The organism is Klebsiella sp. KP20-425-1 (genome assembly GCF_025813515.1).
GTDB lineage: Bacteria > Pseudomonadota > Gammaproteobacteria > Enterobacterales > Enterobacteriaceae > Klebsiella > Klebsiella pneumoniae.
In genome coordinates this window covers 55,058-68,653 of sequence record NZ_CP109615.1, presented here as the reverse complement: position 1 = coordinate 68,653, position 13,596 = coordinate 55,058, and the positions used below count along the sequence as shown (strand labels likewise).

At 50.2% G+C, this 13,596-nt stretch carries 16 protein-coding genes and 2 pseudogenes; 8 read left to right on the top strand and 10 right to left on the bottom strand.

The features are described 5' to 3' along the window. Nucleotides 1–73: 73 nt before the first annotated feature. The 4 genes and pseudogenes from umuC to OHJ17_RS25860 all read left to right on the top strand — a co-directional run. A pseudogene (umuC, locus tag OHJ17_RS25875) lies at nucleotides 74–1,051 on the top strand (translesion error-prone DNA polymerase V subunit UmuC); the annotation flags it as partial. 411 nt (nucleotides 1,052–1,462) lie between these two features. Next, complete coding sequence (locus OHJ17_RS25870; RefSeq protein WP_004098982.1) at nucleotides 1,463–2,338, top strand: RepB family plasmid replication initiator protein; 876 nt, start codon at nucleotides 1,463–1,465, stop codon at nucleotides 2,336–2,338. 608 nt (nucleotides 2,339–2,946) lie between these two features. Further along, complete coding sequence (locus OHJ17_RS25865) at nucleotides 2,947–3,573, top strand: ParA family plasmid-partitioning AAA ATPase (RefSeq protein ID WP_004197649.1); 627 nt, start codon at nucleotides 2,947–2,949, stop codon at nucleotides 3,571–3,573. Continuing rightward, nucleotides 3,570–3,872, top strand: a complete 303-nt coding sequence (locus OHJ17_RS25860) for a hypothetical protein (RefSeq protein ID WP_004197636.1) — start codon at nucleotides 3,570–3,572, stop codon at nucleotides 3,870–3,872. The genes OHJ17_RS25865 and OHJ17_RS25860 overlap by 4 nt, the downstream gene beginning before the upstream one ends. A gap of 487 nt (nucleotides 3,873–4,359) precedes the next feature. On the opposite strand, the gene OHJ17_RS25855 is transcribed toward OHJ17_RS25860, so the two are convergent. From OHJ17_RS25855 to OHJ17_RS25825, 7 genes and pseudogenes are all read right to left on the bottom strand, one after another. Continuing rightward, nucleotides 4,360–5,154 (bottom strand): site-specific integrase, encoded by a 795-nt coding sequence (locus OHJ17_RS25855; RefSeq protein WP_053389905.1) that lies wholly within the window; start codon nucleotides 5,152–5,154, stop codon nucleotides 4,360–4,362. Nucleotides 5,155–5,351: 197 nt separating this feature from the next. Beyond that, nucleotides 5,352–6,368 (bottom strand): hypothetical protein, encoded by a 1,017-nt coding sequence (locus OHJ17_RS25850; RefSeq protein ID WP_017899884.1) that lies wholly within the window; start codon nucleotides 6,366–6,368, stop codon nucleotides 5,352–5,354. 10 nt (nucleotides 6,369–6,378) lie between these two features. After that, nucleotides 6,379–6,693: a hypothetical protein gene (locus OHJ17_RS25845; protein WP_053389906.1), complete on the bottom strand. Its 315-nt coding sequence runs from the start codon at nucleotides 6,691–6,693 to the stop codon at nucleotides 6,379–6,381. Nucleotides 6,694–6,719: 26 nt separating this feature from the next. After that, nucleotides 6,720–7,115, bottom strand: a complete 396-nt coding sequence (locus tag OHJ17_RS25840) for a hypothetical protein (protein ID WP_162269742.1) — start codon at nucleotides 7,113–7,115, stop codon at nucleotides 6,720–6,722. Between the two features lie 168 nt (nucleotides 7,116–7,283). Further along, nucleotides 7,284–7,589 carry a type II toxin-antitoxin system toxin CcdB gene (ccdB, locus tag OHJ17_RS25835; protein WP_013023785.1) on the bottom strand — a complete coding sequence of 102 codons (306 nt, stop codon included), beginning with the start codon at nucleotides 7,587–7,589 and terminating at the stop codon, nucleotides 7,284–7,286. 1 nt (nucleotide 7,590) lies between these two features. Further along, nucleotides 7,591–7,809 carry a type II toxin-antitoxin system antitoxin CcdA gene (ccdA, locus tag OHJ17_RS25830; RefSeq protein WP_001568025.1) on the bottom strand — a complete coding sequence of 73 codons (219 nt, stop codon included), beginning with the start codon at nucleotides 7,807–7,809 and terminating at the stop codon, nucleotides 7,591–7,593. Between the two features lie 169 nt (nucleotides 7,810–7,978). Further along, nucleotides 7,979–8,245, bottom strand: a pseudogene (locus OHJ17_RS25825) (hypothetical protein); the annotation flags it as partial. Between the two features lie 125 nt (nucleotides 8,246–8,370). Between OHJ17_RS25825 and OHJ17_RS25820 the strand changes: the two are divergent. After that, nucleotides 8,371–9,357, top strand: a complete 987-nt coding sequence (locus tag OHJ17_RS25820) for a hypothetical protein (protein ID WP_223289723.1) — start codon at nucleotides 8,371–8,373, stop codon at nucleotides 9,355–9,357. A 53-nt stretch (nucleotides 9,358–9,410) separates the two neighbouring features. Here the strand turns inward: OHJ17_RS25820 and OHJ17_RS25815 are convergent, their stop codons facing one another. Further along, a complete protein-coding gene (locus tag OHJ17_RS25815; protein WP_053389907.1) occupies nucleotides 9,411–9,659 on the bottom strand; it encodes a hypothetical protein in 249 nt (82 codons plus the stop codon). Between the two features lie 101 nt (nucleotides 9,660–9,760). Beyond that, a complete protein-coding gene (locus OHJ17_RS25810; protein WP_223289722.1) occupies nucleotides 9,761–10,642 on the bottom strand; it encodes a hypothetical protein in 882 nt (293 codons plus the stop codon). Nucleotides 10,643–10,908: 266 nt separating this feature from the next. Here OHJ17_RS25810 and OHJ17_RS25805 point away from each other — a divergent pair, with 266 nt between their 5' ends. Continuing rightward, nucleotides 10,909–11,598 carry a hypothetical protein gene (locus OHJ17_RS25805; protein ID WP_004193995.1) on the top strand — a complete coding sequence of 230 codons (690 nt, stop codon included), beginning with the start codon at nucleotides 10,909–10,911 and terminating at the stop codon, nucleotides 11,596–11,598. 31 nt (nucleotides 11,599–11,629) lie between these two features. Here the strand turns inward: OHJ17_RS25805 and OHJ17_RS25800 are convergent, their stop codons facing one another. Next, a complete protein-coding gene (locus OHJ17_RS25800; protein ID WP_020315560.1) occupies nucleotides 11,630–12,319 on the bottom strand; it encodes an RES family NAD+ phosphorylase in 690 nt (229 codons plus the stop codon). A gap of 436 nt (nucleotides 12,320–12,755) precedes the next feature. Here OHJ17_RS25800 and OHJ17_RS25795 point away from each other — a divergent pair, with 436 nt between their 5' ends. Together OHJ17_RS25795 and OHJ17_RS25790 are read left to right on the top strand one after the other, a co-directional pair. Beyond that, nucleotides 12,756–13,004, top strand: coding sequence for a hypothetical protein (locus OHJ17_RS25795; protein ID WP_000272716.1), 249 nt, complete (start codon nucleotides 12,756–12,758; stop codon nucleotides 13,002–13,004). Further along, nucleotides 13,001–13,573: a hypothetical protein gene (locus tag OHJ17_RS25790; RefSeq protein WP_020805590.1), complete on the top strand. Its 573-nt coding sequence runs from the start codon at nucleotides 13,001–13,003 to the stop codon at nucleotides 13,571–13,573. Before OHJ17_RS25795 ends, OHJ17_RS25790 begins: the two co-directional genes overlap by 4 nt. The last annotated feature ends 23 nt before the right edge of the window (nucleotides 13,574–13,596 follow it).

The window sequence follows — 13,596 nt, the reverse complement described above, 5'->3', positions numbered from 1 at the left end:
ATCCGACATCAGAGATTGAGTAGCGGAATGTCTGAGCTGAAGTCATGTCCATGGCTGTTCTTCTTTCCTTTACATTGATGAGATGTTCCTTGACCTGACCGGCGTGGAGCACTGTATGGAGCTTGAGGACTTCGGCCGGCAGCTGCGTCAGCACGTGTATGACTGTACCCGCCTGACCATTGGCGTGGGCGCCGGGCCAACGAAAACCCTCGCAAAATCAGCCCAGTGGGCCTCAAAAGAGTGGAAACAGTTCCGTGGTGTGCTCGCACTGACCCGGGGGAATCCTCAGCGAACGCGGAAACTGCTTTCACTGCAGCCGGTCGAAGAGATCTGGGGCGTGGGAAACCGTATTGCACGCAAGCTCCATGTACTGGGTATCAGGACCGCGCTCGATCTGGCCCTGACGAACCCGGCCTTCATCCGGAAAAATTTCTCCGTCGTTCTCGAGCGAACAGTACGCGAACTGAACGGGGAAAGCTGCATGTCGCTTGAGGAAGCCCCACCAACGAAACAGCAGATTGTCTGCAGCCGCAGTTTTGGAGAGAAAATCACGGAGTACGATTCGCTCCGCCAGGCTATCTGTCAGCACGCTGAACGGGCCTCTGAAAAGCTGCGTAAAGAGCGCCAGTATTGCCGGCATATTTCTGTTTTCATCAAAACGTCTCCGTTCGCCGTCAAAGAGCCTTACTACGGCAACGTGGCCACGGAGAAACTGCTTACACCTACTCAGGACACCCGGGACATTATTGCGGCCGCCACAATGGCTCTGGAGCGTATCTGGAAGGACGGGCACCGGTATGCCAAAGCCGGAGTTATGCTGAATGACTTCACCGGCTCTGGCGTTTCGCAGCTGCAGCTGTTTGACGAACGCCCGCCACGCCCTCACAGTGCTGAGCTGATGAGGGTTCTGGACGGGATCAACAACTCAGGGCTGGGTAAAGTATGGTTTGCCGGTAGAGGAATTGCGCCATCCTGGCAAATGAAACGCGATATGCTCTCCCCTGCGTACACCACTCGCTGGAGAGATATCCCCGTTGCGAGGATCGGTTAAATTTTGCCTTTCAGAGAGAGCCAGCAGTGCTCGCCGCAGCCGAACGACAGGGCGAAGCCCGCGAGTGAGCGAGGAAGCACCAGGGGAGCTGAAGCCTTTTAAAGCACCTTACGCACTTAAGTTCTATAGATTCCATAATGAGTTATCCACATATCCTTTGAGTAGATCCAATAACTTACCCTTAGTTATCCAAATAGATCCAAACTGATCCCTTTAGCGGCAAAACCTTTGTTTACGGGCTTCGTAGCGATTTCAGGTGTGTCGTAGTGGGAAAAAGGTGTTCTGAAGCGGGAAAAAGGTGTGTCAAAACGGGGTAAGGGTGGGTAGAATCGGGAAGAAAGGTGTGTCGAAACGGGAAATAGTTAATATTTAGGCACATATCGATCATATGCTATGAATGGATATAACTATATGAATGAGAATGTTTATATCGGCGAGGTTATAGGTCCAGATTGTGAAAGTGTTAACAATAAACTCACCGTCACAAGTAAGGCCACAGTTCAGCCTGTAGCCCTGATGAGATTAAATGTTTTTGTTCCTTCAAGCAGGCCTGCAAAGGGCACCAGAACATCAATCGATGCGACCTCTGTTCTCAAGGATCTGGAATTCTCAAGGCGGGAGGGGTACGACGATATTCGTATAACCGGTGAACGGTTGAGTATGGCCATCGACTTCAAGGTATGGGTCGGTATCATAGAAGCTTTCAGTAAGTACGGTTTAAAAACCAACAGCATTAAGCTTACTTTTCATGAGTTTGCTGGAATGTGCCGCTTTGAGTCTAAGAGATTCGATTCCCGTCTTAGAAAAAGTATTTCAGAAGCTTTGACCAGGATACGTGGCAAGACCATTACCTTTACCCGTAGCGACTCAGAGGGCCTTCAAAAAGTTTCCGTAACAGGTTTGCTTAAGACAGGTGAACTGGATTTTGCAAACGACCAGGTGGAACTTGAAGCTGATCAGCGACTATGGGAACTCTACCAAACTGATTACACTGTTCTGCTACGACATAAACCGATAAACGCTTTAACCCGAAAGGAAGCAGCTCAGGCCCTGTATACTTTCATCGAAAGCCTGCCTACGAACCCAGTCCCCATATCTTTCAAACGAATACGAGACAGGCTCTCATTGCTCTCTCCGGTAAAGGAACAGAACCGTATCATTAAACTGGCCCTCAAGCAGTTGCAGGATATTGGGTACCTTGACCACAGCATCACCAAAAAAGGTAAAGAGACTTTCATTCTGATCCACCGTCGCTCAGCAAATCTGAAACCAGGAACAGCTGTATAAGGTGTGTCAAAACGGGAAAGCAACGCGATTAAGGTGTGTTGAAACGGGAGGTCTCTTCTTAAACATCTTGATAGGTGTGTTGTAGGGGGAAGCCTCGCCTTAAACGTCTTAATAGGTGTGTTGTAGCGGGATGAGAACCTGTTAAATGTGTGTTTTTATCTGTATATACTTACGCACCTTCCCACTTCAACACACCTTTTTGGATAGAAGTGAGAAGCTATCCCGCTTCTCACCACCTTTTACCAAATTTGTCTCACCGACTCCCCACTTCGACACACCGAAGATTCAAAGGCTTCCCACTACGCCCCACTTTTTGCTTCACGCGGTCATAACTGGTTGATACTACCCTCCCTAAAGGTAGCCTGGAGTTGAAAGCCGCATTGTGTGGTTCTATGGGGATTTCGGATAAAGGCACCACTTTGCCATCTTGTTATCTTGTTATCTTGTTATCCTAACATCTTACTAATTTGTTAAGATACAATAACAATTCAGTTATAAATCAAACAGTTAACAACTTAATAAGATATTAACTTAATAAAGAAATTGCAATATTGTCGCCTGTTTGGCAATATTAAGTTGTTAACTTAACAACTTAATATGAGGCTATGATGATAATAGTATTGGGTAGTCAAAAGGGTGGGGTTGGTAAAAGTACACTGGCGGTATCTATAGCTGCGTATCTGATGTCACTGGGCAATAGAGTGATCATTGTCGACGCAGATGACCAGAAATCTGTATTGACCTGGTACAACAATCGTCCTGAAGATCTTCCCCATATTCCGGTTACTGGCGCAACAGGCAACATCAAAGCCATGCTAAAGGAACACGAGAAATCTTATGACTTTGTCATCGCAGACTGTGCTGGCCGCGACAGTGCAGAAATGCGTAGTGGGTTGATGGCCGCTGACGTATTCATTTCTCCGTTGCGGCCTTCTCAGATGGACCTGGATGTAGTGCCTCATACATGCTCTGTTTTTACAGCAGCAAAAGATTTTAATGAGGACGTCCGGGGATATCTCGTTTTAAACATGACGCCCACGAACATGTTTGTCAATGAAGCAAATCAGGCAGCTGACGTACTCAAGGATTATCCTGAAATGCGTCTGGCTAGTTCCCGAGTTTGTGATCGAAAAGCGCATCGAGATGCCTGGGCAGAATCAATGACAATTTTTGAAACGCAAAATGACAAAGCACAACAAGAAATCGAATCGTTAGTTAAAGAGGTTATTCTGTGAGAAATAGAGCAAATACTCCATCTCGTGATGAGGCAGCGTTTATTAACGGTGGTACTGCTGGTATTGATAATACCAAAGTGACTTCAGAGAGACCATTGGCTGTAAGTAAAGCAAAACCAGTGAGCATTTCCTTTTTTGAAGAAAACTTAAAAGACATTGATGATCTTATAACGGGTGAAATGATTTCAGGTAAAAGCAGAGTGAATCGTTCTGACGTAGTCAGGGCAGCGGTAGAGGCACTAAAAAGTTTATCAAAAACAGAGATATCCAGATTAATCGCAGAAGCGAAACAACGATAATATATTGTTATCTTGTTATCTTGTTATCTTGTTATCTTGTTATCTTGTTATCTTGTTATCTTGTTATCTTGTTATCTTGTTATCTTGTTATCTTGTTATCTTGTTATCTTCTTCAGGGTGGTAACACCTTTTATATCGAGGCAACAACTTCGCGATAGTGAAAATTTGCGGATGGCCTCAGTCCTATACATAAGGGGATATACATGAATTCAAATACTACAATCGCCTTACATTTTTCGATTGCATTACTATTTACGTTGCTATCAGTGGCTGGTAGCAACCATGATTTAGCAGGAGTTGTATCTCAATTATTCCTTATTTTCATAGCTGCATTTTTTTTCTTTAGGGCAATGAGGGCCTTTCTGAACATAATTAATGTGATTGAAAGCTGTAAAAAGTGAGGCTGGATAAGCCCCCATTAAGCTTGGACTGTTTCCCACACAAGAACTACTTTAGGTCGAAACCTGGGGTATTACCCATAGTTGACCTATGTAGATTGGTTTGGGGTTAACTTTTTTATCAACGCAACAGCTTCAGCTTCCGGCATAGCAAACTGCACCCGGTGCCGTGCCGCGACATCGAGCGCAAACACCTTCGTATAGACCTCCGTGGAACTGATCGATTTGTGGCCCATCAGGCTCTGCAAAACCTTCAGAGGTATGCCGGCGTACAGCATATGCATCGCGTAGGAGTGACGGAACGTATGGGGGGTAACCGGTACTGAGAACGTCACCCCGTCGGCCGCTGCGGCCTCCACCGCTTCGCTAAGCCAGGTGCGCACGGTACGGTCTGTGATCTCCCAGATACGTGCCTTCTCCATTCTGCCGGTGCGCTTGTTTCGTCTTTCCAGCGGAATTTTCAGGGTGGCCACCATCATCTGCAGCTGGCTGACATAGTGGTGATCGGAAAGGGGAACCAGACGATGGACCTGACTGCCTGCGGGGGCACGACCTGCCGTCCTGGCCGCTTTCTCGGTGCGCTGCTTGAGCGTGGCCAGCTGCACGAACGGATACGGCGGCACCAGCGAAATATCCCCCCGGGTCAGCGCGAGCGCTTCATTAATGCGCGCGCCGGTGTTCCACAGCGTCGCCAGCAGCATCTTGCGGTGAAGATCCGGCACGTAATGGAGCAGGGCGCTGACTTCCGGCGCCAGCAGGTATTTCGGCAGTTCATCCTGCACGAGCGCCATCTGGCGCAGGGCGAGGGCGGCAGGGTAATCGATGGCCACCGGGAGCAATGTTCCGGGAGATGCCGGAGATCCAACTGGAACCAGGTTATTCATAATTTCTGTTAACTTTTTTCTTTGCCGAGAATTTTCTTCGTAATATTACCGGAGTCAGGATGACTAACCAGCCAGCGACGGCCAGCCAGAAAACAGACGAAGTCACAAACAAAACTACCCCGTCAATGACGGTAGACACGATATTTTCGGGCACAGGTTTCACTCCTCTTCAGTGGGTGGCTATGGAACGGGAACATTCATGACACCAACATCCAGTAGATAAAGCACAGAAAACCCATCCCCCATCCCCAGAACAGGATCTGGCCGCGGTATTTATCCCGCAGGTTAAAAAAGGGATGTGCCTGCAGGTCAACGAGCTCCTCACTTTGCGAGGCAAGCTCCCTTTCCAGCTCCAGGATTCTTTTCTGCGACTGAGCACACAGGGTAGCCAGCCGGATGACCCCGGTTGCCCGTTGCGCCACCTCCAGGTCTGAATCCCCGCTCTGCGGCAGAGACAGTTTTTCTGCCCGCAGCGGCAGGGCGTCACATTTCTCGTCCGGGAGCTGGCCCTCTTTCCTGTGCAACAGATGATAAAATGGACGATTCTTAAGTGAAGTAATTAACTGTTTTTGCGACCGTTTTTTGCCTTCGAGCTGCACGATTTTTTCCTGCAGCCCGCGATAACAGTCTTCCAGCCGGCGTACCGCGGATACCAGGGGCTCCACCCGGAGCGTTGAGCACCTGCCCCGTGGCAACTGCAGTTCGTCTGCCCGCAGCGGCATTGAGCTGGTTTCCCCCGCCGGGAACCGGAAACCCATTGCGTGCCACAGCCTGTCCCTCCGGATCTTGTTTTCTTCGTTTTCTTCATCAACCCGGGAAATTTCAATCGGCAAAACCAGGGTTGCTGGCGGAAGGCCTCTGGCCCAGAGAACAAACTGCTGCGTGATCCAGCTACCCAGGCCGAGTCCCTGCAGGCGGCGTTCCAGTCTGAACTCATCTGTAAACAGATGCAGGGCCTTCTGTTGAGGCCAGTAGATTGCAGTGAAAGTCTGAGTCTTCGTCAGTTCGGTATCGGCAAGGTACAGTGTCATTATGCAGGAGACCCGGTACAATCCGTCGGGAAAATGGTCAGAAGTTGGCCCCCACGATTCCTCCCTGCTCAGAATAACGACCAGATTTTCCTCCTGGCGGGTACTGTTATTTGTAATGATCTCCGGCAATGTCACGAGCCACATTGTTTTGTCGTCACCAGTCCGGGTAACACAGTCGGTCATGTTTTTTTCCCTAACAGTGAAGTGAACAATACACTTTAAAGACCTTATTGATGAGGCAGGCTTTCCACGGCGGAGCGCTGTGTTCAGACTGCGGCAGATGGTAGTCACCCGTGAGCACCCAGAAATCAGGCTGGCCTGATTGTTCTGCCACCATTCTGCCGTTTCGTTTGAGAATTTTTGGAGATCGCCATTTCTGACGCCTGCGGGCTGTCTCGATGGGGCTGTCCTCATTAAGGCCAGAATAAAGCCACAGCTCCTGGTGGCCATATACATCCTCAAGCTCCCGGACCACATCGTTAAATGAGCTAAATGTTGGTGTACCCATACCTCGCCTCAAAAATAGTATCCGGTTCAATAGTCATTCTTGCCAAACAGCTGAGGCAGTTCATCAAACAACATCACATGGCGGGTGCGCTTTCCCTTGAAAATGCGCCTCATCACTGGCGTGAAATCCGCAGGCTCCCAGCCATAGGGCCACGTATAGAAGATTCCGGCTTTCAGCGTGTTATCTGGTCGTTCAGGGCCAGCGACGATACGTCTTACCTCCGCGCTCAGGGCCGCACCGCGCAGGCCGTACTGTCCCAGGTAACGACGCAGCCGCGTTCTCGGCATCCGCGGATCGGATTTCACGTAAGCATTAATATCCATATGCTGCGTGGCGGTGATGATATTCATGCCGTACTTGCGCATGGTGCTGAAAGCGGTGGCCATCACGTCTGTCTCTGGTTCGCCATCAGTTCTGTTCATCTGGTTTCCTTTTACTGACTTAAGGGTGTTTGTGTGAACCGTTCGTTTAAGCTGACCCCGCGAAAGCCTGCAGGGCATCCGCTCCGGAGGGCAGTTCATGCTGAGGGTTAAGCTCTGCGGCAATGCTTCGTTTTGACATCCTCGATGTCTTTCAGGGCGGGGAGGCTGTCAAATTCCCCAGAACATCAGGTTTATCGCATTTTTGATGTCATTTTCCCGGTGGCTGAGATCGGCCACTTCCTCCCCGGTGACGGAGGACGTGACGCTGGCCATGTCCGTGGTCATCAGGCGGTAGCTTTCGTCCCCGATGTGCACCACCGGATAGAGTTCACGGGAAACCTTATCCGACAGCAGCCGGGCGCTGGCCAGCGGGATCACCATCCGTCGCCCGGGGGTATCGATGATGTCACTCTGCACATCCACGAACAGACGATAGCGGCTCTCTCTTTTATAGGCATAAACCTTAAACTGCATCTCACCAGTCCCTGTTTTCGTCGGCGAATGAACCGTTCATCTCAATAAAGCGGGCAACCTCGGCCATCCCTTCCTGATTTTCAGCCTGCCAGCGTTCGGAACGCAGACGACGGGCCTCATTCTGCATGGCCCTGTTCACCAGGGCGGAGATATTGACGTCTGCGGATTTCAGTAACTGATAACTGTCGCTGTCTATGGTGACAGTGATGCGCTGCTTCATAATGCACTCCGGAATACATACTGATGATATGCATATCAGTATAGCGTAAGGATGCAGCTGACTCACGCCCGCCTGAAACATACTGTTATGTCGCCATTAATTTCACTTCGTGAAATTCACATACAAAATAATCACCTTAGAGATAACAAGCAGCCATACAGCCACGCCGTTAAATTACAGGACGGCCGTTCCGTCCGGATCCGACTTTTCGCGCTTTACGAAGTTTCCGGAAGTGTACCACGGTGAGAGAATAAGCAAAGCGGCGTTTTCCGGTGGTGAGCGGCCGGTCGCGGGGCAGGGGAGGGACACAACATATAGCGTCATCCTCAGCTGGTAACACCGCTACATCTTGTGTTTCCGGGCCGCTGCGCACCGGAGGCCGGAAAGCAGATCCGGAACCGGCAGAAATCGGATCTGAACGCGAGAGACAACGAAAAGGTAATAAATACCTTGCATCGGAAATACAATCAGGAGAAAGTAATACCACCTCACAGGTGGAGTAAAAATCCATTTGGAAGGAAATTTTACCATTTAGGTTAAAACGTCAAAGAGGGGTTTTTTATGAACATTCAGACTTCATCTGAACAAAACGAGTCTCAGGGGTCCGTGTCGGTTTCACTTAAGGGCATTCCGACCGATCAGGGCCTCGCACTGAAAGAGGTGGCCAGAGCACGGGACATTAACCAGTCCGCGCTGCTGCGTGAGATGGTCAATGCCAGCATGGGCAGTATACTCCACGTCTTCTGCCTTAAGAGCCCGCTTGTCGCATCCCTGGATCAGGATATCGCCCAGTATAACGGCTGTACTGTCCTGCCGGCATGGGGTAGTGTCCCTCCGGCCCCCCAGTTTGAAGCGGCCTACCGCGACCTGCTTGGTATCCATACGGAAGATGATCTGACCCGGATTTTGCTGCGTAATGCACAGTACCTGCGGATGCGAACCAGCCAGGTTATGCCGCGGGGGCAGCAGTTCTACGGCGGGACAGCGTTGTATTTTGCCCTGTTCTGTGATGTCGCCGGTCGTGATGAACAGACGATTGAAGCCTTCTGGGCCAGTATTGCACGCTTCTGGGCAGCATGGTACCGGCGTCAGGATTATTACCTGCAGATCAACCAGCTGCGCGGAGTCATGGGCAAGACACCGGCGAATGGTCTCAGCGAGGCGCATGCGAAGGGCGTTTACAGCCGGGTATCCGTATTTCAGGATGAAAGCGGCCAGAAAGGACTCAGCCAGGTGCTGCTGACCCTTCGCACAGAGAATACGCGCGATCTGCCAGCAGGCGCGTTCGATCAGTTTCAGTTGCCGGGCTGTAATGGCCACATTCTGACCCCTGACCCGGGCTATGGTACTCCGTATATTTTCCCCAACAATGCATACGTCCTGGGGTTCCGTTTCCGCGAAGAGTCCTGCTCTCTGCATTGCTACAGTGTGGAGCACGCCCCTATAGGAGACACTCAGACGCTTAGCGAACTGGCCCAGGCCCTGGTCGATGGCGTTGATGAAACGCTCCGTGCCTATGCTGCAACCATCCCGGTAAATCAGAGGTAGTTGCTTTGACATTCTCCCCGCCTGAAGGACGGGGAGAATGTCAACTCATGGGTTCAGCTACGGCCCCGTTTCAGTTCACGTACACAGGGATCATAATCATCTGCATAACCACCATAGTCACGGCTGGGCATGAAGTACCATTTTTCGCCGTCCCAGCCGACGATCCGGGTGGTTGGTTTGGTTTTATTCAAAACAACAATACAGACGCCGGAGGGAGACCCCGGGGGAAGAAGCCGTTGCACCACACACTCACTGTTGCCCACATCAATCCAGTCTTTGACGTGAATTTCAGGATGGATCATTGTTAATCTCCATGTAATAGAATTGCTTACCTTACTCTATACAGTTACCGGGCAGGATCACGTACTTTGACGGCTCCCGGTGCCAGTATATTATTGAGCTGTTACGGACCTTTTGACTTATCTGGTGATGGGTTTGCCCCCCTCTCGCCGGCGACTGTCTGCCGCGGGGATGACCTGCGCGATGTCGTCCATGCTCCCGGAAATCCCTCTTTATGCAGCCTGGTACGTATCATCTTAACCCTGTCATTACTGATGTTATCGATATCAAGTGATACCGTGACCAGCATTGCCAGACTTGCGTCGGAGAGGGTAAAACCGGCCGGGAGTTTCCAGTAGCTTTCCCTTGCTGTTTCAATGCAGCCAAACAACTCACGCATGTAGTCCGGTACGGCTTCTCCCCTGCCGTCGACAATGGCTTCCTCGCTCCTGCGTAAAAATTCTGCTTCAGGAATTTCCAGTGCTGCGACGTCAAGGATCTGTTCAAGAGATGGCCAGTATTTGCCGTCATACTGGTTACGCAAGGCGTCGAGAGGCTCACGTACATACGAACGATAGTGCCCGTTCTTCTCTGAGGCCGCCTCAATCAGATCGACAATGTGTGTCGTGCGCTCTAGCAAAAAGGCGTTACGGTTAAGTATCTGGTCCTGCTCTGTCAGCAGAGCGGACAACGCTGCCGCCTGCAAGGCGATTTTCTTGTTCAGGTCGGTCAGCCTGCGGTAGTCAGCCTTCAGCCGACTGTTACGATCCTTAGTGCCATAAGCCCCGGCAAAAAAAATCTGCTCCAGAAGCGTGTGACACTGCTGCCAACTAAGCCGCTGCTGGGCAATGTTTCCCCATACAGGCATCATTTCTGTTTCGCGGGAAATAAGTCTGTCCAGCAAGGGCCAGTGAGGCTTTCGCAACATCAGATCATGCAGTTCGTCACTGTATGCTTTCAGTGTCTCAAGCACATCAGCACCGGTACGGGTATGAACGTATATCATTTCTGTTCCTCATAAGTTTTCAGTCATGGCCATTATGTTCAGCCATTTCGAGAATGTCGGTAACACAGAAGATGAATATTTTTAGCCGCTGCGTTACTTCGCTTCCGGCTTAACCTTTTTTCGGATCTCAAATGACGAAATAATTAATACCGAAGAAAATTCAATAATCAATAGTTAAAAACTATAAAAGGTGGGGTGAGAACAAAACTTGCACAACTTAACGATTTAACGTAGTCTATAAAGCATGAAATCGAAAAGGAGGTTTTATGAACACATCAACTCAAAAACGAAACGGTAATGATCGTTCCTCCACTATGCATAATTTTTTGGACAACAGCATTGCTGCAGAGCGTCTTGAGAATTTTTTTCAGGATCTGGTAGAGGAAGTTCGGTCAGGTAAAACACCGATTGCTCCTGAAAGTATGGGGAATACCGATGCGGTTTTTACCATGGATGTCATCCTGAAGTTACTTGAAAATCGCGCAGTTAACAGCCTGACGCCTGAAAAAAAACGTCAGCAGCGACGTTTACACAGTAAGGCCCTTTTCCTTCAGAGACTGGAAAATGACGGCGGGGTTTACACCTCAGCTAAAGCTGCAGAAATGGTGGGCAAGAGTAAACCCACAGTTAAAACCTGGAAAGATACCGATCAGTTACTTGCTCTTGATATTGACGGTGAGTTTTACTACCCGGTGTTTCAGTTTACTGATGAGGAAGGGATCTCGGACAAAGGCGTGCTCCGGGGTGTGGCCGAACTGCTGACTATGCTGAGCAGCTTCAGTGACCGAATGAAGTATTCTTTCTTTATGGAACAGAGAAATACTGTCCTGGATGGGCTGAACCCTGCAGGGCGTTCGTTTACCGTCGCCGAGGTTCTGAAAGGCAATCCGGATGAAAAAGTGATGAATGAATTACGCCGGCTGGCTCGCAACTATGGCACACAGAACGCCGTTTAATGAAAGGGGGTGCTTGCCCCCCCTTTATCAATTATTCCTCAACAGGAATTCCCAGGTCATAAACAAGAATATCTGCCGCTTCCTTACCCTGATACTCAAACTGACTGAGACTTGTCTGGCTCCGGGTTATGGCCATCCCGGTTCCGGCCGGATCGTCATGCCATAGCACAAGGCATGGGTCACTGGTGACATTTGACGGAAACTCCATTCCATCAAACCCTGCTGAATGAACTTTTTCAGCCAGTTGATGAGTCACTGCACGTGTTGAAGTTGTTACATCATTCAACCTTAAATCACTGCATTTAATCAGCTTACTGACCTGAAGGACCCGAATATCTTTCTCAATGACTACTGTACCCATTATGTAATTATCGAGATCTGATTCCCTGAGCCCTGTTTTATGCTGAAAAACTTCCTTCATTGCCGTGTCGGGAGTTTTGGCCACGTACATAGAGCCATTCTCACCATCATTAAGACTGTAACGGCAATCCTCGCCATTACGATTGAAAAAGACACTGCTTCCGCCGTGACTACCGAGCTGAAGCCGGAACACCTCAGTTCCTGATGGCACAGTCATTCCGCACCGCTGGAGCTGTTCGTCCTGTAACTTCCCGATTTTATCGAGAGATGCCACGTCCTGTTCATTCATGCCTGCATTTAGAGAAGTTTCAACAGTCTGATTAACTTCGTCGTTTGGGTTTACCCCTGATTTTGAACTCATATTTTCCACCACCTTTCATATAAGGATTAACATAAGCCATAGGCTTAATCTCCATCGTTTTGATGTTTTGTCCCCCGGACAGAATGCCCGGCTGGACGATGTATCTGTCGCTGTGCTGACAGACCCTCAAAGCATAAACGATTGAGAATGTTAAACAACGGCTTGTAATGCACAGAGGGGCAGAAAAATTACGGTATAGGGGGACTACCATTCATAAAAGAAGACGTGCGGATCCGCTTAAGACAATTTTCGGATCTGCACGGCGGGAAACGCGCAAAGGATATGATAATCAAGCCAAGTACATAAAATCATACTGAATGTGATATTTTTCATTAATTATAAAATCATATCTGATATGATGTTTTCTAAATGTGATGTAAATTATACGAAGTATGATTTTTGATTAAACCGGACATGTTCAGACGGAGTGTGCAGGATGTATGAAGATATGTTGTTTTCGCTCAGCTATGAGCAGATGACGCAGATGGCAGAAGAGGAAATAAAGCAATGCGATTTTCGCAGGGATGGCACCCATTATGTCTGGGAAGTGAACAAGGCTCATGACATCCTCCGCTTCTGGTATCTCCTGGCGCTGCGTGGACACACTGGCCTGGCCACAACACGGGTCGAAGCAGACTATAAACGGCTTAAAACGCTCATTTCCCAGAGGAATGAGGGACAATGATGCGGGAAAAATCCCGACGTCCGTCGCCGCTGCAGCGCCGGGTGCTGATTGTGCTGGCCGCCCTTGATGCGAAACGGCCGGGCCCGGTGGCGACGCGGGATATTGAGCGGGTGCTGGAGCAGGGCGGGGACGCCCCGGTGTACGGGCCGAACCTGCGCGCCTCCTGCCGGCGCATGGAAGCCGCGGGCTGGCTGCGCACCCTGCGCGCCCCGAACCTGCAGCTGGCCGTCGAGCTGACGGAGGCCGGTCGCTGCACTGCAGAACCGCTCTTCCAGGAAGCACGCGAGGCTGAAACGGCACGAAAACGACTGACAGACGTCCGGCGTCTGCCGTTACGCCAGACGGCTGCCGGTGACGCGGTGGAGCTGCAGCTGGATGACGGCCATTACACGATCAGGGAAGCGGCCTACGTGATCCGTCTGGACGGTACCACCTGCCTGCAGCTGACGGATGCCGGCGGCATACGCCGGATAAAAGAGGGCGATCCCCTGCAGGTGGCCAGCTGGTATCAGGCCTGTTTTGATGCAGGCCTGCCGGTCACCGTCCAGGTGAATGAGAGCCGGGACTGATCGCCACCACACAAGGAATATGA

Coding starts and splice junctions, on each gene's coding strand:
- ccdA (WP_001568025.1), bottom strand. CDS start 7,809: ATGAAGCAGCGCATCACTGTCACCATAGACAGCGACAGTTATCAGTTA.
- OHJ17_RS25855 (WP_053389905.1), bottom strand. CDS start 5,154: ATGAATAACCTGGTTCCAGTTGGATCTCCGGCATCTCCCGGAACATTG.
- OHJ17_RS25810 (WP_223289722.1), bottom strand. CDS start 10,642: ATGATATACGTTCATACCCGTACCGGTGCTGATGTGCTTGAGACACTG.
- OHJ17_RS25795 (WP_000272716.1), top strand. CDS start 12,756: ATGTATGAAGATATGTTGTTTTCGCTCAGCTATGAGCAGATGACGCAG.
- OHJ17_RS25805 (WP_004193995.1), top strand. CDS start 10,909: ATGAACACATCAACTCAAAAACGAAACGGTAATGATCGTTCCTCCACT.
- OHJ17_RS25820 (WP_223289723.1), top strand. CDS start 8,371: ATGAACATTCAGACTTCATCTGAACAAAACGAGTCTCAGGGGTCCGTG.
- OHJ17_RS25815 (WP_053389907.1), bottom strand. CDS start 9,659: ATGATCCATCCTGAAATTCACGTCAAAGACTGGATTGATGTGGGCAAC.
- OHJ17_RS25850 (WP_017899884.1), bottom strand. CDS start 6,368: ATGACCGACTGTGTTACCCGGACTGGTGACGACAAAACAATGTGGCTC.
- OHJ17_RS25840 (WP_162269742.1), bottom strand. CDS start 7,115: ATGAACAGAACTGATGGCGAACCAGAGACAGACGTGATGGCCACCGCT.
- OHJ17_RS25800 (WP_020315560.1), bottom strand. CDS start 12,319: ATGAGTTCAAAATCAGGGGTAAACCCAAACGACGAAGTTAATCAGACT.
- OHJ17_RS25845 (WP_053389906.1), bottom strand. CDS start 6,693: ATGGGTACACCAACATTTAGCTCATTTAACGATGTGGTCCGGGAGCTT.
- OHJ17_RS25790 (WP_020805590.1), top strand. CDS start 13,001: ATGATGCGGGAAAAATCCCGACGTCCGTCGCCGCTGCAGCGCCGGGTG.
- OHJ17_RS25865 (WP_004197649.1), top strand. CDS start 2,947: ATGATAATAGTATTGGGTAGTCAAAAGGGTGGGGTTGGTAAAAGTACA.
- OHJ17_RS25870 (WP_004098982.1), top strand. CDS start 1,463: ATGAATGAGAATGTTTATATCGGCGAGGTTATAGGTCCAGATTGTGAA.
- ccdB (WP_013023785.1), bottom strand. CDS start 7,589: ATGCAGTTTAAGGTTTATGCCTATAAAAGAGAGAGCCGCTATCGTCTG.